The sequence below is a fragment of the Streptomyces sp. NPDC093801 genome, assembly GCF_040701585.1.
Classification (GTDB): Bacteria; Actinomycetota; Actinomycetes; order Streptomycetales; family Streptomycetaceae; genus Streptomyces.
In genome coordinates this window covers 291,453-316,854 of record NZ_JBFBDP010000002.1, presented here as the reverse complement: position 1 = coordinate 316,854, position 25,402 = coordinate 291,453, and the positions used below count along the sequence as shown (strand labels likewise).

The 25,402-nt window shown below is 74.9% G+C and carries 20 protein-coding genes; 11 read left to right on the top strand and 9 right to left on the bottom strand.

Annotation, left to right across the window (positions count from 1 at the left end; all coding sequences use genetic code 11):
* Nucleotide 1 precedes the first annotated feature (1 nt).
* Nucleotides 2-1,372 carry a cytochrome P450 gene (locus tag AB0469_RS03305; RefSeq protein ID WP_366449594.1) on the top strand — a complete coding sequence of 457 codons (1,371 nt, stop codon included), beginning with the start codon at nucleotides 2-4 and terminating at the stop codon, nucleotides 1,370-1,372.
* Here AB0469_RS03305 and AB0469_RS03300 read toward each other — a convergent pair.
* The 4 genes from AB0469_RS03300 to AB0469_RS03285 form a co-directional block, all read right to left on the bottom strand.
* A complete protein-coding gene (locus AB0469_RS03300; RefSeq protein ID WP_366449593.1) occupies nucleotides 1,342-2,208 on the bottom strand; it encodes a hypothetical protein in 867 nt (288 codons plus the stop codon). The genes AB0469_RS03305 and AB0469_RS03300 overlap by 31 nt on opposite strands.
* Nucleotides 2,205-4,019 carry a GMC family oxidoreductase gene (locus AB0469_RS03295; protein WP_366449592.1) on the bottom strand — a complete coding sequence of 605 codons (1,815 nt, stop codon included), beginning with the start codon at nucleotides 4,017-4,019 and terminating at the stop codon, nucleotides 2,205-2,207. The genes AB0469_RS03300 and AB0469_RS03295 overlap by 4 nt, the downstream gene beginning before the upstream one ends.
* Nucleotides 4,016-4,405 carry a hypothetical protein gene (locus AB0469_RS03290; protein WP_366449591.1) on the bottom strand — a complete coding sequence of 130 codons (390 nt, stop codon included), beginning with the start codon at nucleotides 4,403-4,405 and terminating at the stop codon, nucleotides 4,016-4,018. The genes AB0469_RS03295 and AB0469_RS03290 overlap by 4 nt, the downstream gene beginning before the upstream one ends.
* A 198-nt stretch (nucleotides 4,406-4,603) precedes the next feature.
* On the bottom strand, nucleotides 4,604-5,254 hold the full coding sequence (locus tag AB0469_RS03285; protein ID WP_366449590.1) for a DUF998 domain-containing protein: 651 nt from the start codon (nucleotides 5,252-5,254) through the stop codon (nucleotides 4,604-4,606).
* A 280-nt stretch (nucleotides 5,255-5,534) separates the two neighbouring features.
* Here AB0469_RS03285 and AB0469_RS03280 point away from each other — a divergent pair, with 280 nt between their 5' ends.
* Nucleotides 5,535-5,939: a VOC family protein gene (locus tag AB0469_RS03280; RefSeq protein ID WP_366449635.1), complete on the top strand. Its 405-nt coding sequence runs from the start codon at nucleotides 5,535-5,537 to the stop codon at nucleotides 5,937-5,939.
* A 26-nt stretch (nucleotides 5,940-5,965) separates the two neighbouring features.
* On the opposite strand, the gene AB0469_RS03275 is transcribed toward AB0469_RS03280, so the two are convergent.
* Nucleotides 5,966-7,210, bottom strand: a complete 1,245-nt coding sequence (locus tag AB0469_RS03275) for a DUF4041 domain-containing protein (RefSeq protein WP_366449589.1) — start codon at nucleotides 7,208-7,210, stop codon at nucleotides 5,966-5,968.
* Nucleotides 7,211-7,772: 562 nt separating this feature from the next.
* Between AB0469_RS03275 and AB0469_RS03270 the strand changes: the two genes are divergently transcribed.
* Nucleotides 7,773-8,483, top strand: a complete 711-nt coding sequence (locus AB0469_RS03270; RefSeq protein WP_366449588.1) for an SDR family oxidoreductase — start codon at nucleotides 7,773-7,775, stop codon at nucleotides 8,481-8,483.
* 23 nt (nucleotides 8,484-8,506) lie between these two features.
* Here AB0469_RS03270 and AB0469_RS03265 read toward each other — a convergent pair whose 3' ends face one another.
* Nucleotides 8,507-10,540 (bottom strand): NAD-binding lipoprotein, encoded by a 2,034-nt coding sequence (locus AB0469_RS03265; protein WP_366449587.1) that lies wholly within the window; start codon nucleotides 10,538-10,540, stop codon nucleotides 8,507-8,509.
* Nucleotides 10,541-10,779: 239 nt separating this feature from the next.
* Here AB0469_RS03265 and AB0469_RS03260 point away from each other — a divergent pair, with 239 nt between their 5' ends.
* Complete coding sequence (locus tag AB0469_RS03260; protein WP_366449586.1) at nucleotides 10,780-11,289, top strand: GDSL family lipase; 510 nt, start codon at nucleotides 10,780-10,782, stop codon at nucleotides 11,287-11,289.
* Here the strand turns inward: AB0469_RS03260 and AB0469_RS03255 are convergent.
* A complete protein-coding gene (locus tag AB0469_RS03255) occupies nucleotides 11,205-14,195 on the bottom strand; it encodes an AAA family ATPase (RefSeq protein ID WP_366449585.1) in 2,991 nt (996 codons plus the stop codon). The genes AB0469_RS03260 and AB0469_RS03255 overlap by 85 nt on opposite strands.
* Before the next feature lie 316 nt (nucleotides 14,196-14,511).
* Between AB0469_RS03255 and AB0469_RS03250 the strand changes: the two genes are divergently transcribed.
* The 3 genes from AB0469_RS03250 (at nucleotide 14,512) to AB0469_RS03240 (ending at nucleotide 18,078) form a co-directional block, all read left to right on the top strand.
* Nucleotides 14,512-15,174, top strand: a complete 663-nt coding sequence (locus AB0469_RS03250; RefSeq protein ID WP_366449584.1) for a response regulator transcription factor — start codon at nucleotides 14,512-14,514, stop codon at nucleotides 15,172-15,174.
* Between the two features lie 166 nt (nucleotides 15,175-15,340).
* Complete coding sequence (locus tag AB0469_RS03245) at nucleotides 15,341-16,057, top strand: DUF4255 domain-containing protein (protein WP_366449583.1); 717 nt, start codon at nucleotides 15,341-15,343, stop codon at nucleotides 16,055-16,057.
* A gap of 20 nt (nucleotides 16,058-16,077) precedes the next feature.
* Nucleotides 16,078-18,078 carry an AAA family ATPase gene (locus AB0469_RS03240; RefSeq protein ID WP_366449634.1) on the top strand — a complete coding sequence of 667 codons (2,001 nt, stop codon included), beginning with the start codon at nucleotides 16,078-16,080 and terminating at the stop codon, nucleotides 18,076-18,078.
* A gap of 28 nt (nucleotides 18,079-18,106) precedes the next feature.
* Here AB0469_RS03240 and AB0469_RS03235 read toward each other — a convergent pair whose 3' ends face one another.
* Both AB0469_RS03235 and AB0469_RS03230 read right to left on the bottom strand, forming a co-directional pair.
* A complete protein-coding gene (locus tag AB0469_RS03235) occupies nucleotides 18,107-19,504 on the bottom strand; it encodes an RICIN domain-containing protein (protein WP_366449582.1) in 1,398 nt (465 codons plus the stop codon).
* 80 nt (nucleotides 19,505-19,584) lie between these two features.
* The gene (locus AB0469_RS03230) at nucleotides 19,585-21,309 is read right to left on the bottom strand and encodes a DUF4157 domain-containing protein (RefSeq protein WP_366449581.1); all 1,725 of its coding nucleotides are present in this window, start codon (nucleotides 21,307-21,309) and stop codon (nucleotides 19,585-19,587) included.
* Between the two features lie 265 nt (nucleotides 21,310-21,574).
* Between AB0469_RS03230 and AB0469_RS03225 the strand changes: the two genes are divergently transcribed.
* The 4 genes from AB0469_RS03225 to AB0469_RS03210 all read left to right on the top strand — a co-directional run bounded on the left by AB0469_RS03225 (nucleotide 21,575) and on the right by AB0469_RS03210 (nucleotide 24,371).
* Nucleotides 21,575-23,179 carry a phage tail sheath family protein gene (locus tag AB0469_RS03225; RefSeq protein WP_366449580.1) on the top strand — a complete coding sequence of 535 codons (1,605 nt, stop codon included), beginning with the start codon at nucleotides 21,575-21,577 and terminating at the stop codon, nucleotides 23,177-23,179.
* Nucleotides 23,180-23,260: 81 nt separating this feature from the next.
* On the top strand, nucleotides 23,261-23,704 hold the full coding sequence (locus tag AB0469_RS03220; RefSeq protein ID WP_366449579.1) for a phage tail protein: 444 nt from the start codon (nucleotides 23,261-23,263) through the stop codon (nucleotides 23,702-23,704).
* Nucleotides 23,704-24,216, top strand: coding sequence for a hypothetical protein (locus AB0469_RS03215; RefSeq protein WP_366449578.1), 513 nt, complete (start codon nucleotides 23,704-23,706; stop codon nucleotides 24,214-24,216). Before AB0469_RS03220 ends, AB0469_RS03215 begins: the two co-directional genes overlap by 1 nt.
* Nucleotides 24,213-24,371: a DUF6760 family protein gene (locus tag AB0469_RS03210; RefSeq protein ID WP_366449577.1), complete on the top strand. Its 159-nt coding sequence runs from the start codon at nucleotides 24,213-24,215 to the stop codon at nucleotides 24,369-24,371. Before AB0469_RS03215 ends, AB0469_RS03210 begins: the two co-directional genes overlap by 4 nt.
* Nucleotides 24,372-25,402 lie beyond the last annotated feature (1,031 nt).

Genomic DNA, 25,402 nt, shown 5'->3' with positions numbered 1-25,402 from the left:
CGTGGCTCTGCTCCGTGTGACGCCCGGCCCCGCCGGGGCCGGGCGTCACGGCGGCCGACGCGCCTTCGAGCGGGACCCGCTCGGCTTCCTGCTGCACCAGCGGCAGTACGGCGACCTCGTCCGCCTCGACGACAGCCTGTACCTCGTGAACGCGCCCGCCCTGGCGGAGGAGGTCTTCAAGCACACCAACACCACCTACTCCATCAGCCGGGACCTGCTGGGCCAGGAGACCGACGGCGGCCGCGCCTCGGAGGAGCTGGCCCTGTGGATGCGTGCCCGCAGCCTGGCCGGGCGCGGTGTGAACCGCACCGGCATGCGCGCCGCCGGGGACCGCCTCGCGGCCACGGCAGCCCGTCACGCACAGGACTGGCAGGCCCGCGGCGGCACCGTCGAAGCGATCCCGGCACTGGAGGACCTCACCGCACATCTGATCGCCGAGTTCTGCCTCGGGCCCGACACCGGCCGGGTGCCGGACCTGCTGGCCCGGTTCCAGGACGCGCTGCTGCCCCCCGTCCTGCCGCTGCCCGCCCCGTGGCGGGCCCTGCGCAAGCGGCGTCTGCAGCGCGCCAACCGCGAGCTGGCCGCCGAGGTCTCCCGTCTGATCCGCCACCGGCGGACGACGTACGACGGCGCCTCCCCGCAGGTGGTCGCCGACCTCCTCAACGCCGCCCGCGACGACGGCGCCCTCACCCACGAAGGAGCGACCAGCATCGTCGTCGCCAACCTGTTCGCCGCCCACGAGACCACCGCCGCGGCACTCGCCTGGCTGCTGCTCCTCCTCGACCAGCACCCCGACGTCCGCCGGCAGGTGCGCGAGGAGGCCGAGCGGGAACTCGCGGGCCGTCTGCCGACCGCCGCGGACCTGCCCCGCCTGGCCGTGACCGAAGCCGTGGTGAAGGAGACGCTGCGCTTGTACCCGCCGCTGTGGCTGATCGAGAGGACCGTCGAGGAACCCGCCGTACTCGGCGGCCGGCCGTTGCACCCCGGGCAGCGTGTCGCCGTCAGCCCCTTCGCCGTCCAGCGGGACGCCCGCCACTACGACCGGCCGGACGCGTTCCGTCCCGGCCGCTGGACCGGCCGCTCCCCCGGCGCCCCGCTGCCCAAGTACGCGTTCATGCCCTTCGGCGGCGGACCCCGCACCTGTCTGGGGTCCCACTTCGCCACCGTCGCGATGACCCTCACCACCGCGACCCTCACCAGCCGCTACGACATCGCCCGCACCCCCGGAACGAAGCCCGTGTTCAGCACGCGCACCATCCTCCAGCCCCACGGCCTCGTCCTCGACGTCACCGCCCGCCCGGCCGGCCACAGGGCCGCCGGGGACGGGACCGTGCGCCCCGCTCAGCCGGTGGGCGGCCGGGCCGGCAGGTAGTAGGGGCGGTTGTGGGCGGCGACCGGAGCCGACTGGCAGGTCCAGGCGCCGGCGGCCGGGGCGTCCCCGAGCAGGGCGTGGACGTCCCGGCCGAGGTCGCCGTCCGGGGCGTGCACGGTGACCCCGGCCCGGGCGGCGAGGCCGGGGCCGGCGAGGTCGTGCCAGCGGTAGGGCTGGTAGACGTTCATGGGCCCGGCCAGCAGGCGGCCGGCCGGATCGGTGCCGTAGCCGGTGACCGGGGCGAGGTTGGCGGGGACCGAGGGCAGGCCGTCGAGCGCGGCCGTGAGGTCGAGGAGCGGCGTCGCGCCCCTGGCGAGGGTGTCGTCCGGGCCGATGGCGGCGGCGTTGCATCGTACGGTCCAGGTGTCGCCCGCCGGGCCGTTGAGGGAGGGCAGGGCGACCTCGAACCAGCCCGGGAACTTCGGCTCCGCGTACAGTTCGCGCCCCGCGCGGATGGCGAACGGGTTGTCGCAGACGACGTGGACACGGGCGATGCCGAGCAGCTTGGTCTGGTCCCAGCCCTGCGCGTACTGGGCGTAGCCGAGCTCCGGGAGACGGTTCCGGTCGGCGCTGGGGTGGGCGATGACGTTGAACTCGATCTCCTGGGTGACGCCGCCGCCGAAGGGGTACTGCGCGAAGTACAGCTGGTAGTTGAGCGAGACCAGGGCCCGGCCGTCGTCGAACGCGGCTGCCGAGAGGTCCGGGTGGTGCTTGGCGAGCAGGTCGTGGACCGGGCCCGGGTCCACCAGCCAGTCGACGCCGAGCTGGTGCAGCGCACCGTAGTGGAACGGGAGCCGGAACGGCTCGGGTACCGGAGGCAGGGGTATCGCGGTCATGGAGTGGCTCCTGGCGTGGTCGGGCTGACGGGGACGGGCCGGTCGCGGGCCGCGAGGTCGGCTTCGACGGCTTCGGCGCTGCGCAGGGCGAGGGCGGCCATGGTCAGGGTGGGGTTGGAGGTGGCGACGGAGGGCATGCTGCCGCAGCCGACGGCGTACAGGCCGGGGTGCTCCCAGCAGCGCTGCCGGGCGTCGACCACGGAGGTGGCCGGGGAGTCGCCCATGAGGTGCGTGCCGGCGGCATGGCCGGCGCCGCGGTAGCCGTAGGTGCGGCCGCCGTACTCGAAGCGGCCCGGCCAGGCCGCGGCGGGGGCGTAGTCGGTGTGGTCCTCGGCGCCGAGCAGGGCGAAGATCTGGTCGGAGACCGACCGGGCCGCGGCCATGCCCGCCTTGACGTGGTCGTCGAGGTCGTACGTGACCAGCGGCCTGGGCAGTCCCAGCGCGTCCCGCTCCGTGGGGTGCAGGGTGACCCGGTTGGCGGGGTCGGCTCCCTGCTCCATCTCGAACTGGAGGGTGAACTGGCGGCGGATACGGTCGCCGACGGCCCTGCGCAGTTCCGTCCCGAAGAGGCCCCGTGCGGTGAGGAGTTCCGCCACGTCCGTGTCGACGGGCCCCTTCGCCCAGACCCATCCCCAGTTGCCGATCTCGATCCGGAACGGTGCGCGGGCGCGGCGTGCCGGGCCGGCGCGGAAGCCCTCCAGGCCGGAGGTGGAGCCGGGCCCGCGGTAGGCGCCGACGGCCTCCGGCATGAGGCCCCAGGTGAGGAGCACCGGGTGGTCCATCAGGTTGCGGCCCACCTGGCCGCTGCGCCCGGCCAGGCCGGACAGGAGCAGCAGCCGGGCGTTCTCCACGGCGTGCGCCGCGAGGACGACCACGTCGGCGCGGGCGACGGACACCGTCCCGTCGTACGCCCTGTACTCCACGCCGGTGGCGCGGCCGGTGCCGTCCACGAGCACGCGGGAGACCACGGACCTGTCCCGGAGCGTCACGGAGGCGCTCCACCGCCCCTGGGTCTTGAGGGGCGTGTACTTCGCGTACGAGGGGCAGTGCGGGATGCAGCTCGCGTGGCCCGCGCACCTGCTGTCCGGGGCGTCCCTGCCGTCCTTGCCGCGCGGGACGTAGCCGCGGCCGCCGTCGTAGCGGGGGTCGGGGGCGCCGTTGCGGGCGTGCGGGGTGCCGACCACCCGCAGCTCCGTCTCGTGCAGGGCCACCGGGTCCTTGACCCGGCGCCCGTCCAGTCCTGCCGCGAGGACCCGGTCGAGGTGGCTGGAGGGGATCGGCCGCATCGGGAAGACGTGGCCGGCGGGCAGCGGCAGGCCCACGTGCTCGCGCTGTTCGTCGGCGTCCGCGGCCACCCCCAGCTCTTCCTCGGCCGCCCGGTAGTACGGCTCCACCTCGTCGTACGTCAGCGGCCAGCGGCGGCCGTACCCGAAGGACTCGGTGTCGAAGTCCTCCGGCAGCATGCGCGGTGCGAGGCCGGTCCAGACGTTGCCGGTTCCGCCGTTCACCCGGACGTAGCCGCTGGCGTACGGCAGCGCACCGTCCTGGAGGAGATGGCCCGCGGCCCGGAAGCCGGGGGCGCCGTCGGCTCCGGCGAGGTCGGTCACCTCGGGCCAGGCCGCGGCCGGGTGCGGCCGGTAGGCGGAGCCGGGCACTTTGGCCGCGGCCGTGAGGTAGGCGGTGTGCGGGTCGGTGGCGTCGGCGGCCCCGGCCTCGAGGACCAGGACCCGGCGGCCCGGGCGGCCGAGCCGGTGGGCGACGAGCGAGCCCGCGATGCCCGCGCCGACGACGATCACGTCGTACCGGTTCACCGCCGGACCTCCGCGACCGGGGCGGGCTCCGCCGCCCAGCTGCCGTGGCCGGCGGCCCCGGTGCCCGGCGCGGCGACTCCGGCCGCCTTCCAGACGAGGCCCTCCGCGTAGGCGCGTGGCGAGACCACGAACGGCGGGGGTCCCGGCCAGCCACCCGTGTACCAGAGGATCGTCACCGCTCGGGCGGCCGCCACGTCGTCGTCCGCGACCTCGTCCGACGGCCCCGCTCCGCCCAGCAGCCGCTCGTACCGGGCCGGTCCGAGCTGCTCCGCGGCCACCGCCGCGTAGGTCTCGGCGAGTCCGGTGGCTTCCAGCTCCGCCGCGTCGAATCCGGTCAGCCGTTGCGACAGCGCCACGAAGCGGCTCGCGTCCTGCGGCGTGCTCACGAGAGGTCACCGCGCGCGCGGGCCCCGCGGGCCCCGCCCCTCAGGCAGCACCGGTCCGGTCCCGGCCGTAAACCCCCGCCGACCACGTCCACCATTCTCCCCACCCGGCCTCTCCCCGGTACGGCAGGGCACGCTCGTCGCACCCCCTGACGACGGTAGCGAGCAACCCGCCCCGCACACGATCACTCTTCCGAGTGATCATTGCGGCCCTGCAACGGGACTTGCTCCGCGGGTGATGCCGCGCACGGCGACGGCCAGTGCCCAGAACAGGAGAGGAAAGGCGGCGGCCCGTTCCATGCCTCCCATGCCGAGACCGAGGTAGCGGTGGGAGAGGAAGAGCCCGAAGGCCGCGATCGCCGCGCATCCCAGCAGCGTCGTGCCCCGCCGCAGGGCGGGCGGTGCGTGGTCCGCCATGCCGAATCCGGCCAGGACGAGGCCGATGTTGCCCACCGCCATGATGAGGAGGGCACCCAGGACGTGCTGGTTCTCGTTGACGTCCGCGGGTGCCAGCCCGGCCAGTACGAATCCGGCACCGGCACCCGCCAGCCCCAGGCGGCCCGCGGCGGCGGCCGGCCCGCTGCGCCACAGCGCGCCGCCGGTCAGGGCGGCGCCGACGACGAGCAGCACCCCCAGGGCGACGAACGAACCGTTCATCAGGCCGTGTTCGGGAGAACAGACGTACCGCGGCCCGGGCTCCGGCTGGAAGGCGCAGTGCGCGTTGCCCAAGTCGCTGATGTTGTTCCGCGCCCAGTCGTACGGCCTGGACCAGGCCGACTCGGCGACCCGGTGCACCACGAAGAACTGCACCACGCCCACGACCCACGCCCAGTACCCGATCCGGCCCCTCACCCGTCCCCCCTCCGCCACACGGTGCGCATGCGGACAGCCGATCACGCGACACCGGCCCCGGGCACTCCGACGAGCCCCAGGAAGGGGGGTGGGGCAGGCCCTACCCCGGTCGGGAAAAGGGGAGTTCACGGGCCGGGGGCCCACCGCGCCGCGCTTGACCTCAACCTCGGTTGGGTTCCTATCGTCGCGACCACCGGCAACCACGCCGGACGAGGAGGGGATTCCCGTGACCGCATCCGTCGTTCCCGAGGCCTACCGCAATGCCGTCGTCGCCCACATCATGATCGACGGCGCCGCCGCCGCGATCGACTTCTACGTCGAGGCGTTCGGCGCCGAGGAACTGTTCCGCCTCGGCCGCCCGGACGGCCGCCTCGCACATGCCGAGGTCCGCATCCAGGGGTCCACCCTCATGCTGGGCGATGCCGAACCGCCCGTCTTCAGGGCCCCTGCCGCAGTCGGCGGCACCGCGGTGGCCCTGCACGTCTTCGTCGACGATGTCGACACGCTCACCCGGCGGGCCGTCGCGGCCGGTGCGGAACTCCTCCAGCCCCCGACCGACCAGTTCCACGGAGATCGCACCGCGATACTGAGGGACCCCTTCGGGCACGTGTGGATCTTCCTGACGCACCTGGAGGACCTGGAGCCTGCCGAGATCGCCCGCCGGGCGGCAGACCTCGCCCACTGAACAACGGCCGCCCGCCGTCGGCGCGCTCAGCCCGTGGTGCTGCTACGCCACTCGAGCGCTTCGGCGACCTCGTTGAACTCCACCAGGTGTTCACCGGCTCCGCGTTCGAGTACCGCCTTCACCTCGGCGGGTGTGACGTGGAAGAACTCCTTGCGGCTGTTGACCCGGTTGACGCGTCGTGAAGCGAACTCCTGGTGGAGACGGCTTTCGAGACCGACCGCGTCCTTGCTGAAAATCAGAGCGTGGACGTCGAAGCGGAACGGCACGGCCGCACCGCTCAGCTCGTAGATCCGCTCCAACGGTTCCAGCCGCCGCGTCATCCCGATCTTGACGACGCTGTCACCGAAGGCTCCGATGTTGGAGATGACGTACACGTACCCGGTGCGGACGTTGGCAGCGCGGGCCTCCACATCGTCGAGCGCGCCTTCGATCTCGGCCAGCTTCGCCGAGATCTCGGCAGCTCCCACATGGTCTCCCTGCGCTCGGAGACGGTCGAGGGCGCTCTGGTAGTGGCTGAGCTCCTTGTTCAACTTCTCCCGCTCGCGGTCCAGCTCACGCTGGGCGGCCGCCTCCTCGCGCTCGCGTGCGCGGGCCTCGCGCTGGGCCTGCTTCTCCTCCTCCTTGCGCTGCATGAAGTCCGCCGTCAGTCGCAGTTCCTCTACCCGGACGTCGTGATAGGCGTCCGAGATGCGGATGTCCATGGTGGCGCCGAGTTTGGCGATGGTCTCGCGGCTCTTGTAGAGCCGTTCGACGAGGGAGGTCAGGCGGTGCGGCCGCATGCTGCGCACCGCGTATTCGGCCTCGGCGTTGTAGGCGCGGAGCATGAGCTTGGAGTAGTCGCGGATCATCTTGGTGCCCTGGCGGGCCGAGCCGTTCACGGTCCAGCCGGTGGCAGCCAGCACCGCCTGCTGTGACCGCGTGAGCTCCTTGATCCGGTCGCGGATGGCGTCCAGGCGAGCCCGGTAGGCGAGGGCATCGTCCAAGGGGTGCCGGTACGCATAGATTCCCACCTGTTGGAGCAGCAGGCTCTCGTCCGTGGTCACGATCCTGGTGCGCAGGTCGTTCAGACGGCTCTCCGCCCGGAAGATCTCCGTGCGGTGCTCCTCCGCCTGCTTGCGGAGCTTCTCCGCGGCCTTGGCGGCCTCCCGCTCCGCGGCCCGCGCGTCCTTGGCGCCCCTGCGTGCCTCGCGCAGGATCTCCTCGGCTTCCCGGTGCGCGCGGCTGCGCACCTCGTCCGCCTCCCTGCGCACCTGTTGCGTCAAGAGGGCCACCGTGGCGGCATCCGCGCCCTGGGTCCGGGTAATCCAGTCCCGGAGCTGGTCCGCCTCGCTGCCGCCCTCGCCGCGACCGCGCCGGAACCAGCGTGTCCGCCGCGGCACCGGTACCTCCGGTGCCGACTGCGCTCCCGGGCTCTCCTCGCTCCGCTGAACGGGCAGCCACAACTGCCATCCTGCCGGAGGCGGCGGCCAGGACGGGTCCGGCTTCCAATCGGCCGAGGGTGTCCAGCCCGGCGGTAACAGCCAGTTCGGCGGCGGATTGAAACGGTACGGGCTCACGAATCCCCCAGGATCAAGGAAAGCGCCGGACGCGGACGCCGGCCGGCTGACGCGATCATGCATGTGTGGCCGGTGCGGCGACAAGGGCGCACGGGAGCGGCCGTCGGCACGACCGGTCGCGGTCCGTCCGGTCCGGGCGGCCGTCGGCCGGCGCGGTGGGTCTTGAGGGGTACGTCCGAAGGTGTGGTCCGTCTGCGTCTCGGGGCTGATCACGGACGGCGGGGCGGCGGCATAGCCTGCCGTCCGGGTCCGGGTTCGTCCGTGCAGAGGAGAGAAGATGAGCACCGCCGCCGCACCGGTATCGCTGGTCACGGGTGCCAACCGGGGAATCGGCCGGGAGACGGCGCGTCAGCTCGCCGTGCTCGGGCATACCGTGCTGCTGTGCGCCCGCCGCCGGGAGGACGCCGAGCGGGCCGTCGCCGACCTCGCGCCCGGCGTGTCCGGCAGGCTGCTGCCGCGCCGGCTGGACGTGACCGACGCCGAGGGCGTCCGTGCCCTCGCGCTCGACGTGGAGGCGCAGTTCGGGCGCCTCGACGTCCTCGTCGACAACGCCGCCGTCAATTACGACACCGCCAGGCGGGCCGTCTCCGTCGACCTCGACGAGGTCCGGAGCACCCTGGAGACCAATCTCCTCGGTGCCTGGCGCACCGCGCAGGCGTTCCTGCCGCTGCTGCGCCGCTCGGCCCGGCCCCGTCTGGTGAACGTGTCCAGCGAGTCCGGCGCTCTGGAGCACATGTCGGGCGGGACCCCCGCCTACGGGGTTTCGAAGGCGGCGCTCAACGCCCTCACGCGCAAGCTCGCCGACGAACTGCGCGCCGAGCGGATCCTGGTGAACGCCGTCTGTCCGGGGTGGGTCGCCACCGACATGGGCGGCGCGGGCGGGGCACCGGTCGAGCAGGGCGCCGCCGGCGTCGTCTGGGCCGCCACCCTGCCCGATTCCGGTCCCACCGGCGGCTTCTTCCGGGACGGCGAACCCCTGGCCTGGTAGGGCCTCCGCGTTCGTACGGACGGTCACCGGGCGCCGTCGGGGACTTCGTCCCGCCCCGGGGGTCCGGGCGGGGGCGGGAGTCCGTCGGTGCGGGCTCCGGGGACGGTGCGGCGGCGTTCACGGGGCGGGGCGGCGCCGGTGGCCGGGGCGAGCGCGATCACCGCGTCCTCGGGGCCGAAGGCCAGCCGCTCCCTCTTGTCGGGGTTCAGCCGCACCCCGTACGAGGGGCCCTGTGCGACGGCGTCGTGGAGCCGGTAGCCGATGACGCAGTGCCCCTGGCGGCGGCCGGACTCCACGACGGTGGCGAACGCGACCGGGCGGCCGGGCCGGACGTACTCCGTCGCGGGCCTCAGGTGGAGGGTGTCGCCGTCGGCCGAGAACAGGCCGTCGAAGACGGCGGCGAGGTGCCGGTTCTCGGCGATCTGCGTCATCAGGAGGCTGATGAGCCGGCCGCCCACGATGAAGTCCGCGCCCTCCCGTGCGGGGGCCAGCAGCCGGGTCCGGTCGTCCGCCATCTCGGTCACGACGGCCAGTTCGCGACCGGCGGCCTGCTCCAGCGCGCGCAGGTGGAGGAGGGTCACCAGGGTCCTGTCGTCGCCGGTGAGCGCCCCGGGGGCGGTGTCCTGGACGTCGTATCCGAGGACGACGGCCCGGTCGAAGGACAGGACGTCCAGGTCGTCCAGGACGCGCGGATCGGTGATGTCGCCGCTGTGGACGTCGACGCGCATCCGCCGGCCCGGTGCCAGGGCGCAGCGGTCGGCCTCGCGGAGGAGCTCCGCGCCCTGCGCCATCACCGTGAGCACGGATCCCGGCGGGGCGCACGCGTCGAGCTGCTCGACGATCAGCGGGGCACGGTGGTTCCAGCCGAGCAGCAGGAAGCGCTCGGCCGCGCTGGGCGTCCCGGCCGGTGCGACGATCGCCGGCTCGTCCACGGCGGGCGGCTCGGCGGCCGGGGTCGCGGTGTCGTCGTCCGCGGTGATCAGGACGATCCGGTCGCCGTCGCCGAGGACGCTGTCGGCGGCGGGGTTGAGTTCGACGCGGCCGCCGTCGGAGCGCAGGAGTCCGATGACGCTGGAGGTGTCGTACGCGAGGAGCAGCTCGCCGAAGGTGCGTCCCGTCAGGGAGGGGTCCGCCACGGTGTAGATCTCGTCGCCCCCGAAGTCGAGCAGTTCCCGGTAGACGAGGGAGAGTCCGGGCTCGCAGGAGGTCTGGGCGATGAGCCGGGCGGTCACGTCCTCGATGTCCAGCACCCGGCCGCGGCTGCCCGCGGCGAGCTCCGCGGCGCGTCGGTGGCGGCCGTCGCGTACCGCCGCGACCACGGCGGGGCCGCCCCGCCCTCGGACGGCCGCTTCCACGGCCAGCAGCGTCTTGACCACGTGGGCGTCGCCGTCCTCGCCCTCGTGGGTGAGGACCAGGACGGCCCGGGCCGATGCGGGGCTGACGAGGGAGACCACCGCGGGGTCGGTGGTGACGCCGCTGCGGCAGATCAGCCGGGTGCGGCCGAGCCGGCCGACGGCGGTGGCGATCTCGTCCTCCATCTCGGCCTTGTCCTTGGGGCCGAGGACGGCGATGACGGCCCGGCGCCGGTTGGAGTTGGCCTCGACCAGTTCGGAGATGATCGGGAACACCTGGTCGGACCATCCGAGCAGCACCGTGTGGCCCGCCTCCAGGACGGTGGACCGGCCGCGGCGCAGGTCCAGGACCTTGTCGTTGAGTCCGTTGGTGATGAGGCCGACGAGGGTGGAGACGAACAGCAGGGCGACGAGGGCCAGCAGGACCGACATGAGCACGTACAGGGGGCTGCCGACGGCGCCGCCGATCTTCAGTGTCTGGCCCACGCTCACCCACACGGCCACGATCCGCTCCGACCAGGTGGCCGGGCCGTCCCGTCTGGCCCACACCAGGGCCGCACTGGCCGGGACCACGACGGCCAGGCACATGAGGGTGAGCCAGCCGATCAGTACGGCGGTCCCCCGGGCCACGATGGTGTCGAACCAGTAGCGCACCCGTGGCCAGGCGGGGCCCGCACGTCGGGTGGTCGTCCTGCGTCCCGTCAACCGGAGTTCCTCGCTCGGCTGGGATCCCGGAGCGGACGCTGAGCTGCGTTCTGCCCGGCATCGGCGGTTTTGTACGGTCTCCAGGTTAGTGACGGGGACACGCACCCGGGCGCCGCAGCCGTGAACTCCGCCCTACGCGTGACGGTTCGGCCCTGCTTTCGCCCCACAAGGTCGTTCTCGGTTCCGGCTGCCCGCTGCGCATAGCGGGCGAATGGGGGTTCCGCCGTCCGGACCGCCCCGTGGTCTGGCGGAACACGGCGCACGCCGGCGACAAGGTCGGCGACCTGGAGGCCCGCTGGCGGGCGGACGTGCTCGACGCGCGACCTGACCTGGTGTCCGTCCTCGTCGGGGTCGACGACACGGGCTGGCGCACCCTCGACCCGGCGGGACACGTCATCCCGCCGGAGGAGTTCGAAGCGACGTACGACCGGCTGCTCGCGCCCCTCGCCGGGGCGGGCACGCAGCTGGTCCTCGTCGAACCGTTCCTCCTGCCGGTCGAGGGCGTCGTGGAGGCCGGTGAGGGCGTGCTCGCCGGGGCGAAGGAGCGCGGCGCCTGGCGTACCGACCCGGCCCCGAAGATCCAGGTCGTGCGCCGGCTCGCCCACAGGTACGGAGCCCATCTGCCGGCCGCCGTCCCGATCCCGGCGCGGGTCCGCGCCGGGCATCAGGACCGTTCGGGAGTGACGACGGGGCCGTGGCCCAGGGTGGCGGCCAGTTCCGACCTCCGGCGTATGCCCAGTTTCCGGTAGGTGCTCGTCAGATGGGTCTCCACGGTGCGGCGGGCCACGTGCAGGAGATCGGCGATCTCGGTGTTCGTCCGTCCCGCCGCCGCCAGTTCCGCGATACGGCGCTCGCTGCCGGTCAGCGCCCCCGAGCCGGTCCGGGCCGTCGCCGGGACCCGGGCGCCGCCGTCGCGCAGGGCCTGCTCGGCCAGGGCGAGCAGCCGCAGGCCGCCCCGGCGTTCGGCCAGGTCCGCCGCCTCGCGCAGACGGTCGCGGGCGCGGGCGCGTTCGCCCGCGGCGAGGAGCTGGCGGCCCTGGGCGAGGAGGGCCTCGACCAGCTCCATGCCGGCGTCGGCCGGTGCTCCCCTGAGGGTCTCGACCGCCTCCTCGGCGAGCTCCAGACCGCGCCGGCCGCCGGTCGCGGCACCGAGGACGCGCAGCGCGCGACCCACCGTGCGCGGGGTGTTCCACACCCGGGCCAGCCGCAGTTCCTCGGTGGCCAGGGCCAGTGCCTCCGGGCCGCCGCCGAGGGCGAGGCGGCACTGGGCCACCGCCGTCCGCCAGGGGGTGACGATGGGACTGAGCACCTCCCGGGCGGTCTGGCGCCGGCCGCACTCCAGGAAGTCGTGGAGCGCGGCCGCCGGGTCACCGGCGGCCAGGCGCTGCACTCCCCGCGCGTAGAGGAAGCGGTTCAGCTCCCAGGATTCCGGGGCGCGGCCGAGGTCGAAGGCGTCGGCGAGCCGTCGGGCCTCCTCGGCGCGTCCCGTGTGGACCAGGGCCATCAGCACGTGGGCGTCCCGGTTGGACGGTCCGCCGTGGGCGTGCGCGGCGACGGCCGCGCCGTCGTCGCGCACGGCGATCAGCCGGGCGATGTCCCCGCGGGCCGCGGCGATGTCGGCGCGGGTGTTGAGCAGCGCGTCCTCCATGGGGTGGAGCAGGCCGGGGTGCTGGCCGACGAGGCCGCGGTCCACGAGCCGGTCGGCCTCGTCGAGTTCGCCGGCCCATTCGGCCACCGCGGCGGCCGTCCCCAGCAGGAACGGTTCGGCCAGCGGGTCGGAGGGCTGTGCGAGCAGGGCCCGGACCCGGTTCATGGCCTCGCCGGCGGAGATCAGCCCGGCGGTCGCCTCGTAGCGCACCAGCAGGGCCCGGCCGGCGGTGCCGACGCGTTCGGGGGCGCGTTCCCCGCTCTCGGTGAGCCTGCGGTAGGTCTCCTGGCGGGTCGCGAGGTCGGCGTCGGACAGCAGGGCGGTGGCGGTCCGCACGGTGCGGGTCAGGCCCGGGTGTCCGTCGAGGCTGCCCTCGGTGCGCCGCAGCACCTCCAGTGCGGTGGTCACCTCCCCGCGGCCGACCAGGGCCGTGCCGAGGGCGACGGCCGCGCGCACCCGGTCGCGGGGGGCGGCCGGCAGGTGCTGTGCCTCCGCCAGGCGGGCGATCGCCACCGCGCCGCCGGCCGAGGCGTACTCCAGAGAGCCCAGCTCGGTCAGCAGCCGCTGGCGCCGGTCGCCGGAGAGCGGTTCGTCCAGGGCGCGGCGCAGGTAGCCGGCGGCGTCGCCGGGGCGGGCGTCGTGGACCGCGACCGTCGCCGCGTCGCGCAGCACGCGCAGGGCCCAGGGCAGGCCGATGCCCGGCGCGCGCAGCAGGTGGGCGGCGACCGCCTCGACCGGATCGCCGCGCCGCAGCATCGTCTCCGCCGCCGCCCGGTGCGCGGCCTCCCGCCGGGCCGTCGGCCAGCCGGTCAGTACGGCGTCCCTCAGCAGCCGGTGGGCGAAGCGGGGCCGGCCGGCGGCGTCCGGGCGCAGGATGCCGATGCGGGTCATGGCGGTGAGCCAGCCCGCGACCCGTGCGTGATCGGCACGGGCCGCCCGGGCGAGCACCGCGGCCACGTCCGCGGCCACCGCCGCGGCTACGCCCGCAGCCACCGCCGCCTCCGGGGCCGTGTCCAGGACCGTGCCCGGAGCCTCGCCCGGGGCCGTGTACGAAGCCGTGCCCGGAGCCTTGCCCGGGGCCGTGTACGAAGCCTTGCCCGCAGTCGTGTCCGGGGCCGCCGTCACGCCGGGGCCCGGAGGGGGCCGCCGGTCCCACGTCCCGTCGGGCCAGGCCTCCTCCAGGGCCGCCAGGCAGCGGGCCACCTCGGCCGTCGCCGTGCCCGCGCTGTCCAGCCACCACGAGACGGCGGCCGGATAGCTTCCGGGATAGAGCGCGGCGCAGGTGTCCGGCAGCGGCGGGACCGCGTCCGGCAGGGAGCCGGCCGCCCGCGCGCCGCCGCCGAGGTCGTCTGTCAGGGCGTCGAGCAGCAGCGGGTGGCCCGCCCCCGCCCGGACGAACTCCGCGGTCCAGTCGGGTCCGGCCGCGGGCCAGACGGCGCGGACGAGTTCCGCGGCCGACGCGTCGCCGAGCGGGTCGATCGTGTGGGAGCGGACGAGGGACCGGGGCAGGGACCGCGCGAGCCCGTCGTCGCGGGGGAGGATGTCGTACTGGCTGCGTTCGCCCACGACCAGCAGTACCGGTAATCGGTCGATGCGGCGCGCCGCCTCCCGCAGCCAGTGGCGTGACGGGGCGTCGGCCAGGTGGACGTCGTCGACCGCCAGCAGCAGCGGGCCCCCGTCGGCGTAGGCGCGCAGCAGCCGCCACAGCCGGGCGGCACTGCCGCGGTCGTCACCGTCGGGCGTGATGTCCGTGAAGTCCGGTACGGGTCCCAGGAGTTGCAGCACGGTGGCGAACGGCACCCCGGTGTCCTCCTGCGAGCACCTGGCCCGCAGCACTCTCAGGCCCCGGTCCTCGGCGTCCCGGACGGCGGCCTCCAGCACGGAGGTGCGGCCGGTACCGGTGGCTCCCCGGAGCAGCACCAGTCCGCCGGATCCGGCGCGGGCCCGCTCCGACTCGGCCGCCAGCAGGGCGCGGACGCCGTCGCGTTCGCGGAGCGGTCCGGTCATCAGTGCCTCCTGTGGCGGTCGGGGTGCCTCACCCCGGGTGAGACGTCGCGAACCCGGTCGGGGTGCTGTGGAGTGGCGTACCTCACTGCCGGTCCCTCCGGCCTGCCCGGCGGCCCTCGGCAACCGCGGTGACCTGCGGCGATCCGGACGGTCTCGTGGTGGTCGCCCCGGCGGCCTCGTGGTGGGCCCCGTGGTGCTCCACGATTGCGGCCGGCGCGGGGCCCGCAGAAGGGTTGAGGGAGCTCATCGGCTACCGGCCCGCGCTCCGCGGAGGGCCGCTGAACAGGGGAATCGGTTGCTCAGCACATCCCGGACCATGATCACGTCCTTTTCCGCCGCGAGCCGGAGCGCCGGCCCCGCGGACCGGCGCGTCCCCGTGGCGGTGTCCGCCTCGGACCCGATCAGCCACGAGGGCGCGGTCAGCCAGCTGCGCAGACACCCGGGGATCGAACTGCGCGAGGAGTCCGGCCCGGGCACGGTGGCCCTGCTGGTGGAGGACGCCCTCGACGAGGCGGTCCTGACCAGGCTGCGCCGGATCGTGCGCAGCGAGGGGGCGCGCGCCGTGCTCGTGGTGGGCACGATGCGCGAGAACGAGCTGCTGGACGTGGTGGAGTGCGGTGTCGCCGCGATCGTCTGGCGCCGCGAGGCCACCGCCGAGCGGCTGGTGCAGGCGGTGCTGGCCGCGTCCCGCGGTGACGGCGACCTGCCCGCCGACCTGCTCGGCCGGCTCATCCAGCAGGTGGGCACGCTGCACCGGAGCGCGGCGGGCCGCTCCGGCGGCCCGGTCCTCGGGCTCACGCCGCGTGAGGTGGACGTCCTGCGCCTGGTCTCCGAGGGCCTGGACACCGGTGAGATCGCGGGCAAGCTGTCCTACTCCGAACGGACCGTCAAGAACGTCATGCACGGACTGACCACGCGGCTCCACCTGCGCAATCGCGCCCACGCCGTTGCCTTTGCCCTGCGGGAAGGCTACATCTGACCGTCCGGGCAGCGGACGGGGGCTCCAGGCGTCCGCGAGGGCAGGGGGCACTGCCCGGACGCCGTCCCCCGTGCCCCTGCGGCCCGGGCGGCCGCGCGGGGCACGATCGGCGGTGGGATACGGGCCGGGCAGGCCGGCGCCGTGCGGGCAGGGCGGGAGCGCAGGCGTGATCCACGAGGTGGACGAGACACTCAAGGGCCTCCTCGGCGGCGGGGCGCTGACGGGGTCGGGCATCGAGGTGTCCTTCGAGGCGCCGACCCGCGCGTGGGCGGCCCGGCGCAACGCACCCGTGGTCAACGCCTACCTGTACGACATCCGGGAGGACGTGGCGCTGCGCCGGCGCGGCCACATGGCGGTGCGCGACGAGCGCGACGTGGTCGTGCGGCGGCGCCGGCCGCCGCGCTGGTTCCGGCTGTCGTACCTGGTGACGGCGTGGACGAAGACCCCGCAGGACGAGCACCGGCTGCTGTCCGCCGCGCTCGCGACGCTGCTGCCCCACGAGCTGCTGTCGCCGGACGAACTGCCGGTGCCGCTCGGGGCGCTGGGGCTGTCCGTGCCGCTGACGGTGGCCGGCGGGGAGGCGCAGTCGCGCTCGCTCGCCGAGATCTGGTCCGCGCTGGGCGGCGAGCTGAAGCCCTCCCTCGACCTGGTGGTGACGGTGCCGTTCCCGGCCTTCCCGGAGTACGACGCGGGGCCGCCGGTCACCGAGGGCGCCACCGTCCGGGTGGGCGGGCTGGACGGCGATCCGGCGGTGTCCGAGGGCCGTTCGCACCGGCCCCACCAGGTGGCGGCCGCCCGGGAGGCCCGGGCCTCCCGGGCGGAGGCGGCCCAGCGCCGGGCGTCCGCCCGCCAGGAGCCCTCCCGCCGCCCGGACGCCCGGTGAGCGCCCCGTCCGCCGTCCCGGTGTCGGCTCCGGGGCCGCAGGCGGCCGTCACCGACTCCGCCCGCGCGCTGCTCACCCGCCTCGGCGCACTGCGCGGACGGGTGTCCGCGCTGGTCGAAGGGCGCTCCGCCGACGATCCCACGGCCGGCGACCCGCTGCGCGGCCTCTACCTGTCCGAGGAAGCGGTGCGCCATCTCCTCGACAGGCGGCCCGAGGTGGCGGACGGACTCCCGGGCGGCGCCGGGCAGCAGGACGCTCCCGGCGACCGGCTGGCCCGGCTGGCCGGGAGCGCGGACCTGACCCCACTCGACGTCGCCGTCCTGCTCGTCGCCCTCGCCCCCGACGTCGACCGGACCTTCGAACCCCTCTACGGCTACCTCAACGACGACGTGAGCAGGCGCCGGGCCACCGTCGGGCTGGCCCTCGACCTGTGCGGGGCGTCCGCGCAGTCGGCCGCCGCCCGGGCCCGGCTCCACGCCGGCGCACCCCTCCTGGCCCTCGGCCTGCTGGAGGTCGACGAGCCCGAACGCCCGTTCCTGACGCGTGCGCTGCGCGTGCCCGACCGCCTGGTCGGACACCTCCTGGGCGACGACACCCCGGACGCCGCGCTGCTCGGCCTGCTGCGCCCGCTGCCGGAACCGCTGCCTCCAGGCGCGGGCGCCGACGGGTTCACCGACCGGCTCGCGGCGCTCCTGGCTTCCGGCCGCGCCACCGTCTACCTGCGGGAGCGGCGCGGGGGCGACGGCCTGGCCGCGTACGCCGCCGCCCTGCGGGCCGCGGGCCTGGACGGGCTGTGCTGCGCCGAACCGGGCGAGCACGTCGCCGCGCTGCTGCGCGAGGCCCGTCTGAGCGGCCGGGCCGTCGTCGTACCGGCGCTGCCCGAGCAGCCCGGGCCGCTGGTGCGGGCGCTCGGCGCGGCGCCCGGCCTGACCGTGCTCATGGCCGACCCCCGCCCGTACGATCCGTACTGGTGCGCGGAGGATCCCCTGGTCCTGGACGCTCCGGGCCGCCGGGACGGCGATGCGGCCGCCTGGCGGGCCGCGCTGGGCGCGGACGCCGACGGCTTCGACCTCGCCGCGACCGTCGCCCCGTACCGCCTCGGCGCGGACCGGGCGCGCCGGGCCGCGCGGGCCGCACGCGCGCTGGCCGCCTTCGACGGCGGTCCGCTCACCGCCGCCCACGTGCGCAGCGGCGCGCACGGCCAGTCGGCCTCCGGGCTCGAGGGCCATACCCGGCGCATCCGGCCCGCCGTGGACTGGAACGACCTGGTCCTGCCCGAGGGGCCCCTGGAGCAGCTGCGCGAACTGGCCCTGCGGGCCCGCCACCGCGACCGTGTGCTCGGCGACTGGCGCCTGAGCGCGGGCGGCGGCCGCGGCCGGGGCGTCCTCGGCCTCTTCGCCGGGGATTCCGGCACCGGCAAGACGCTGTCGGCGGAGGTCGTCGCGGCCGACCTCGGACTCGACCTGTACGTGGTCCAGCTGTCCTCGGTGGTGGACAAGTACGTCGGCGAGACCGAGAAGAACCTGGAGCGGATCTTCACGGAGGCGGACCGCACCGACGCCGTGCTGCTCTTCGACGAGGCCGACGCCGTCTTCGGCAAGCGCTCCGAGGTCAAGGGCGCGCACGACCGCTACGCCAACATGGAGAGCTCCTACCTGCTCCAGCGGCTGGAGTCGTTCGACGGCATCGCGCTGCTCACCACCAACCTCCGGGCGAACATCGACGAGGCGTTCACCCGGCGGCTGGACCTCGTCGTCGACTTCCCGTTCCCGGACCCCGGGCAGCGCCTCGCCCTGTGGCGGCACGGCCTGGCACACGTGCCGTCCGTCGAGGGCGTCGATCCGGCCGCGCTGGCGCGGGACTTCGAGCTGGCCGGCGGTTCCATCCGCAGCGCGGTGGTGACCGCCGCCTACCTCGCCGCCGGGCGCGGCGGCGAGGTGACGGCGGAGGACCTCCTGGAGGGGGCGCGGCGGGAGTACCGCAAGGCGGGGCGGCTGGTGCCGGGCGAGGGGACCTGGTGATCCGCCGGCCGCCCCGGGAGCGGCCGTCTCAGCCGGCCTTGGGGTGGACGATCTTCCACTCCTGGTTGCCGGTGTTCGTGCAGTCGGAGATGTTCAGCTTGTCGTCGACGTTCGCCCCGCCGTTGACGTTCAGGCACTTGTTGTTGCTGGCGTAGTTGCGGATCCAGTAGTCGCCGCCGTCCTGCTTGTCGATCCACCACAGCTGGTTGTCGGCGGTGGTGCCGTCGCAGTGGAACTCGCCGATGCCGGTGCCCACGGGACGGCCGCCGTACTCGCCGAGGTCCATGCAGAACTGGTCCTTGACGTTGCGGATCTGGAAGAGCGGGGTGCCGCCGGGGCCGAGGTCGGGGTACTTCACCTCCAGGTTCCAGAGCTGGTTGTCCGCCTCGCTGCCCGTGCAGCCGGCCTGCTGCACGGCCAGGTTGATCCGGCCCTTGTCGTTGCCCGGCAGGTCCGCGCACATGCGGGTGGCCGCGTTGCGCAGCAGGACCTTCTCGGCCGGGACGACGGGCGCCGGTCCCGCCGGCTTGGCGGGCTTCTCGTCCCCGCCGTCGCCGCCGTCGTCCTTGGGCTTCTCGCTCTTGGCCGGTGAGGGGTCCGGGCTCGGCGGCGGGGGCGGCGAGGAGAGGGGCGGGGCGGGGGGCAGGACGGCGCCGGCCTGCTCGGTGGCCTCGGTGGCCGCGCTGCGCAGCTGGGGCTTGTAGGAGATCCAGACCATCACGAAGGCGAGGGCCAGGGCGAGGAGGAGCCCGGAGAACGTGGCCAGCCAGCGCGGGAGGAACCCGCGCTGGACGTAGGTCCCCTCGACCTCCAGCGGCTCGGTGCCGGAGCGGCGCACCGCGAGGGTGTACGGCCGCTCCTCCTTGGAGCCGAACCAGATGATCCGCCGGGGCCGCAGGGTGGTGTCGACGAACGCGGCCCGGCCGGGTTCGATCTGGACGTTCCCCGGACGGATCTCGTACGCGAGGTGGTCGCCGTTGTCGCTGCCCGCGACCGACGCCGTCACCTTGGTGTTGCCGAGGTTGTCGACGGCCAGCCTGGGGCGTCCGCGGAAGCGGCCCTTGACGGTCGGCGGCACCAGCTCGGCGCGCACCTCGGTGAACGGGGTGATCGTCAGGTTCCCCTCCGGAACCGTCACGGCTTCGGGGTGCTCGGTCGGCGTGATCCGCACCGCGTACGGGTTGGGGCCGGCGGTGGCGTCGGGGGTCCGGGGCGGTGCGAAGGTCAGCTCGACCGTGCCGGTGGTGCCCGGGTACAGCCGCAGGGTCGCCGGCTCCACCCCGGTCCAGGGCGCCACGTCGCCGACGGGTTCGAAACGGTATTCGTCCACCACGTCGCCGGTGTTGCGCACCCGCAGGCGCACGCGCGTGCTGCTGCCGGGGGCGACGGTGGCGGAGGCGGGTTCCAGGGAAGTCCAGAGGCTCACCCCCGGCACGCTAACCGGGCCCGCGCCCGCGGGCAGGAGCCGCGAGGGCAGACCCGTTGCCCCCGGGGACCCGCCCGCCGTCAGTACCGGGGCGCGCGCTCGCCGTTGGCGATCAGGATGAACTGGGCGTAGGAGTCGGCGTTCATCAGGGCGCGCCGTCCCATCGCGTACCAGTTGGGCTGCCGGTCCCCGTCGTTGTTCCTGCCGCTGTACTCGCCGGGGGCCCTGACGGCGCGCCTGTCGAGGTTGGTCTTCTCCTGCCGTGCCGCGTCCTCGTCGAGGCCCAGGGCGGCCAGGCGGCTGACGCCGCCCTCTTCCGTCAGTTCCGTCTCGCGCGGGCTGTACTGGTAGTCCAGGGTGCCGGCGAACCGGTGGGTGGCCTCGTGGACGAAGTACCAGGCGATCTGGCCCTGCTTCGTCAGGTGGATCGGACCGGATCGGGCCGTGTCCATGGGCGGCAGCTTCTCGCTCTTCATCGGATGCGGCACGAGCTTCTCCGCCAGCGGCCATTCGACCCAGCCCATGACGGAGGAGGGAGCGACCCCCTCGCCGATCAGGGCGATCTGCGCACCCTCGGCGTCCAGGCCGGCCTTGATGCGCCGTACGACCTCGGCGATGTGGGGCAGGAAGGCCGCGATCTGCGGGGGCCGCATGTCCCGGAAGGCCGGGAAGCCGGATCGCAGGCCTGCCAGGAGCGCGCCGCCGGGTGCGTCCCCGGCGGTGCTCAGCATGGTGAGCGCCGACGCGATGTACCGCTTGGCCCGTACCAGTTCGCGGCGGGCGCTCGACTCCCGCTCGGGCCGTTCGCGCTCCGGGGTGCGCCCCTGCCACGAGAAGGACGCGTTCCCGCTGCCGTAGAGCTCGCCCGTCGCGTCGTCGTAGACGTCCGCCGGTCGTGATCCGGTCCCCGCGGGCACGCCCAACTGGGCGGAGGTGCGGATCTCCTGGGGGTCGGCCTGGCTGCGCCAGCGCGTCTGCGGCCCGTCGTCGGCGTGGGTGAAGGAGCGGCCGGGGTCGTGCTCCCAGAGCGTGCGCTGGACGGCTCCGGGGGCGGTCGCGGTCCGGGCCGCCTCCTCCGGAGGCGGTCCGTCCGTGTCGTGCGTGTCGTGTGCGTCCCCGACGGGGGCACGCTGGGCGACGGACAAGGCGGTGCCGCGTCCGGCCGTGAAGGCGGCCCCGTCGGCCGTCGCGGCGCGCTCGGAGCCCTGCCCGGGGTCGGTCACGGCCATGCCGTGGCCGTTGTCCCGGCCCGTTTCGGGGATGCCCCGGAGGTTCTTGTCGAGGTGGCTGGCCTCGTGGGCGAGGATCTCGGTGTTCCCGGCCGCCCCGGGGCCGAGCAGGATGTGGCTGCCGACCGTCACCGCGTGGGCGCCGAGCGCCTCGGCGGCTCGCTGGGCCGTCGGGTTGTCGTGGACGCGCCCGGCGCCCAGGCCGTCGTTGCGGTAGAACGCCTTCGCCCTGCTGAGGAACGGGTCGGGGAGCGGGCTGCTCGGCGTGGCGAGCGCGGACCGCAGGAGGCCGAGCTGCGCCTGCGGCCCGAAGTCCCTCGTTTCCTTCTGGTCGTGCTCGTGCTCGTGCTCGTGGCCGTGGTGCACGGCCTCCCGGCGCTGTACGGGCCCCGGTTCCGGATGTCCGCAGCCCGGGCCGTGCCGGTGCCGCCGCTCCTCCACGGCGCGGGCCACCGCCGCGTTCCCCGCCGCCTGGCCCAGGTCCAGCATCCGCTGGACCGGCGCGCTCGGCGGCACCGCCCGGCGGGTGGTCTCCCGTCCGTCCGGCGACGGGTTCCGCTGACCGTGCGCGCGCATGGCGTTCCCTCTCGGCTGTCCGGGCGGTGGCCGTCCAGCCTTACCCGGGGGCGGGGCCGCCCCACAGGTCCCGGAGGGCAGACCTCGGGGCAGCCGGGTGCGTCCCCGCCGCCGGGGCCCGCCCGCGGCCGCCCCGGAACTGCCCCCGCGGGCGGGCCCCGGGGGCAACGGCGGTGCCCCCGGTCGGGTACCGGGGGACGTTTCGGCGGCGACGCGCGCGCGTCAGGGTGGAGGTGTCCTGTCTCGTATCCGAGGAGAGCAGAGCATGCCGTCCTATCTGTCGCCCGGCGTCTACGTCGAGGAGGTGGCGAGCGGTTCGCGCCCGATCGAGGGAGTCGGCACGTCGGTGGCCGCCTTCGTCGGTCTGGCGCCGACCGGCCCGCTGAACGAGCCCACGCTGGTGACCAACTGGACCCAGTACGTCGCGGCCTTCGGCGACTTCACCGACGGCTACTACCTCGCGCACTCGGTCTACGGGTTCTTCAACAACGGCGGCTCGACGGCGTACGTGGTGCGCGTCGGCGGCTCCGCAGAGGACGCCGGGGGCCAGGACCGGGCGTCCGCACCCGCCGCGGTCGCCGGCGGGAACGCGCCGGCCGCGCTGCCCGCCGCCGAGCCCCGCCGGCTCGGTACCTTCGCCGTGACCGCCACCGCGGAGGGCGGCGCCGGTCCGCTGTCCGTCGAGGTCGCCGACGCCGAGGGCGAGGGCCCCGCCGAGCGTTTCCGGCTGGTCGTCAAGGACGGCGACACCCCGGTGGAGACCTTCGACGTGACGGCGAAGAAGGGCAGCCGCTCGTACGTCGTCACGCAGGTCAAGGAGCGCTCCCGGCTGATCGCCGTGACCGAGGCCGCCCCGGCCGCGCAGCTGGCGCGCCCGGAGAACCAGACCGTGGCCCTGCCTGCGCCGGCGCCCGCGCCCGTCGAGCCGGCCGTGGCGGCCGGCCGCGGCGAGGACGCCCACCCCGGGCCGGCGCAGTACCTCGGCGACTCGGCCGACCGCACGGGCTTCGGCGGCCTGGAGGCCGTCGACGAGATCTCCATGGTCGCCGTGCCCGACCTGATGGCCGCCTACCAGCGCGGCGCCATCGACCTGGAGGCCGTCAAGGCGGTCCAGCTCGGTCTGATCGCGCACTGCGAGCTGATGGGCGACCGGGTCGCGATCATCGACCCGCCGCCCGGCATGAACGCCCGTGACATCCGGGTCTGGCGCCAGGAGACGGCCAACTACGACTCCAAGTACGCGGCCCTGTACTACCCCTGGATCAAGTCCTTCGACCCGGCGACCGGGCAGTCGCGCCTGGTCCCGCCGAGCGGCCACGTCGCCGGCATCTGGGCCCGCAACGACTCCGAACGCGGTGTGCACAAGGCCCCCGCCAACGAGGTCGTGCGCGGCGCCGTCGACCTCGAACTCCAAATCACCCGGGGCGAGCAGGACCTGCTCAACCCGATCGGCGTCAACTGCATCCGGGCCTTCCCCGGCCGCGGCATCCGCATCTGGGGCGCCCGCACCCTCTCCTCCGACCCGGCCTGGCGCTACCTGAACGTCCGCCGCTACTTCAACTACCTGGAGGAGTCGATCCTGATCGGCACCCAGTGGGTGGTGTTCGAGCCGAACGACCACAACCTCTGGGCGCGGATCCGCCGCAACGTCTCCGCGTTCCTGGTCAACGAGTGGCGCAGCGGCGCCCTGTTCGGGCAGAGCCCCGAGCAGGCCTACTACGTCAAGTGCGACGAGGAGACGAACCCCGCGGAGTCGGTCGACCTCGGCCGGGTCATCTGCGAGATCGGCATCGCCCCGGTCAAGCCGGCCGAGTTCGTGATCTTCCGGCTGGCGCAGTTCTCCAGCGGCAACGGGGAGCTGGAGGAGTAGCCGGGCGGCCGGGCGCGGAGCCCGCCTCCGCCCCCCGCCGCCTCCCCGTGCCCCTCCCCTCTCCAGAAGGACAGCGAACACATGAGCCTCCAGCAGGGTGACTCCCTCACCTCGCACAACTTCGGCCTCCAGATCGACGGGGTGATGGTCGAGTACCTCGCCGAGATCAGCGGTCTCACCCTCGAACAGGACGTCATCACCTACCAGCAGAACAGCGCGCAGGGCCGGCCCGAGATCGCGCTGCTGCCCGGCGTGCAGAAGAACGGCCAGTGCACGGTCGTGCGCGGCATGACCCAGTCGACGTCGTTCACGGAGTGGATCAACGACTCGATCCGGGGCCAGATGAGCACGGCCCGCAAGAACGCCTCCATCATCATGATGGACTTCGAGGACAACCCGGTGAAGCGCTACAACCTGCGCAACGCCTGGTGCAGCAAGATCGAGACGAGCACGGTGAAGGCCGGTGAGGCCGCCGCGCTGACCGAGACCGTCACCATCGTGTTCGAAGAACTGGTCATCGAATAATGCGGCGTTCGGCTGCCAAGGCGCCCGCCCCGGCAGTACCCCAGACCGCGGCGGCGGGGACCGGGATCCCCCACTCGGCCCCCGCCGCCGCACCGGACCGCGCACCCGCCGGACCGCCGGCCGACCCGGCCCCGCGGCAGTCGCTGCGCACCGAGTTCCCGTTCGAGCTGCCGCGCGGGTACGTCGACGACGCGGGCACCGTGCACCGCGAGGGCGTCATGCGGCTGTCCACGGCGCGCGACGAGCTGGTCCCGCTGCGGGACGTGCGGGTGCAGGAGAACCCGGCGTACCTGTCGGTGGTGCTGCTCGGCCGGGTCATCACCCGGCTGGGCACGCTGCCGATGGTGCACGACGGGATCGTGGAGAACATGTTCGCGTCCGACCTGGCCTTCCTCCAGGACTTCTACCGCCAGATCAACGCGGAGGGCCACACCCGCGCGGCCGTGCGGTGCCCGCACTGCTCGGAGCCCTTCGAGGTGGAACTCGGCGGGAGCCGCCTGGGGGAATCGTGACGTACGCGACCGACCGGCTGCACGAGGAGATCGCGTACGTCGCCTACCACTTCCACTGGGGCCCGGACGCGATCCTGGACCTGGAGCACCGGGACCGGCGCCGGTACACCGAGCAGATCGCGTCCCTCGTGACGCGCGGCGCGACGGAGGGCTGAGCGGGTGGCATTCCTGGACCGGCTGCGGGGGCGGCGCGACGACGACCGCACGGCGGCGCCGTCGGGCGGCCACGCGGCTCCGGACACCGCCCCGGCGGGGGCGGAGACCGCCGGGGCCGCCGTGCCCGGGCCTTCCGCGGGCCCGGTGGCCCTCGCCGGCTGGGTCGGCCTGCCGCCGCTGCGGCGGACCGCCGGCGAGGTGCCGGCGGGCGTCGCGGACGCCGGGTTCGGCGGGCGGCTGCCGACCTGGCAGAACCCGTCGTTCACCCGGGCGCCCTCCCCCACCGTCCTGGACCCGGCGGCGGGCGCCGGCATGCTCTCGGGTGCGCTGACGGCATCGGCCCGTCCGACCTCGGGGCTCGAACGACCCGCCCCCGGCCCGCCGTCGGGCCGCCCGGGCGGTGCGCCCGCCGTGCAGCGCGTGCCGGTGGTGCCGCTGCGGGCGCTCCCCGTGCGCACGCCGTCCGCCGCGGCGGCCGGGACCCCGCCGGTACCCGCCGCGGCCCGGCCCGCCGGGCCCGGACCGGCGGTGCCCGTGGCCCCGGCGTCCGCGGCGCCGCGTCCGCACCCCGGCCGGCCGGCACCGGCGTCGCCCCGTACGCCCGGGGCCACCCGGCCCGTCCCGGGTCTTCCCGCGGCACCGGTGTCCCGTTCACGCGCCGTGCAGCCGGCCCCGTCGCCGACTGCCGCGCCGGGCCCGGCGCGAGCGGCGGGCCGCGGCGTCCGGGTGACGCCCGTGCCGTCGGTGCCGGCCCCGGCCCGGCAGCCCCTGACCAAGGCACCGGCCGTACGGGCCGCCGTCCAGCGGGCCCTGCCCGCGACGCGCCGGACCACGCCGGCGGTTCCGGCCCCGACGCCGCACGCGGCGTCCCCGTCGGCCCCCGTCGAGCGGGGCGGGCCCGGCACGCCGACCGCCGCGCTCCCGGCCCGGCGCGCCACCGCTGCCCGGCCCGACGGCCCGTCCGCTCCGTCACCGCAGGCGCCCCCGGCACCGGCGTCGTCCTCGGGCGACCCCGTCCTTCCGGGGGCCA

What these genes read in the sequence shown, in the direction of transcription:
- AB0469_RS03300 (WP_366449593.1), bottom strand. Translation starts at nt 2,208, where the DNA reads ATGACCGCGATACCCCTGCCTCCGGTACCCGAGCCGTTCCGGCTCCCG.
- AB0469_RS03280 (WP_366449635.1), top strand. Translation starts at nt 5,535, where the DNA reads ATGATCGACGGCGCCGCCGCCGCGATCGACTTCTACGTCGAGGCGTTC.
- AB0469_RS03270 (WP_366449588.1), top strand. Translation starts at nt 7,773, where the DNA reads ATGAGCACCGCCGCCGCACCGGTATCGCTGGTCACGGGTGCCAACCGG.
- AB0469_RS03255 (WP_366449585.1), bottom strand. Translation starts at nt 14,195, where the DNA reads ATGACCGGACCGCTCCGCGAACGCGACGGCGTCCGCGCCCTGCTGGCG.
- AB0469_RS03250 (WP_366449584.1), top strand. Translation starts at nt 14,512, where the DNA reads ATGATCACGTCCTTTTCCGCCGCGAGCCGGAGCGCCGGCCCCGCGGAC.
- AB0469_RS03230 (WP_366449581.1), bottom strand. Translation starts at nt 21,309, where the DNA reads ATGCGCGCGCACGGTCAGCGGAACCCGTCGCCGGACGGACGGGAGACC.
- AB0469_RS03225 (WP_366449580.1), top strand. Translation starts at nt 21,575, where the DNA reads ATGCCGTCCTATCTGTCGCCCGGCGTCTACGTCGAGGAGGTGGCGAGC.
- AB0469_RS03220 (WP_366449579.1), top strand. Translation starts at nt 23,261, where the DNA reads ATGAGCCTCCAGCAGGGTGACTCCCTCACCTCGCACAACTTCGGCCTC.
- AB0469_RS03215 (WP_366449578.1), top strand. Translation starts at nt 23,704, where the DNA reads ATGCGGCGTTCGGCTGCCAAGGCGCCCGCCCCGGCAGTACCCCAGACC.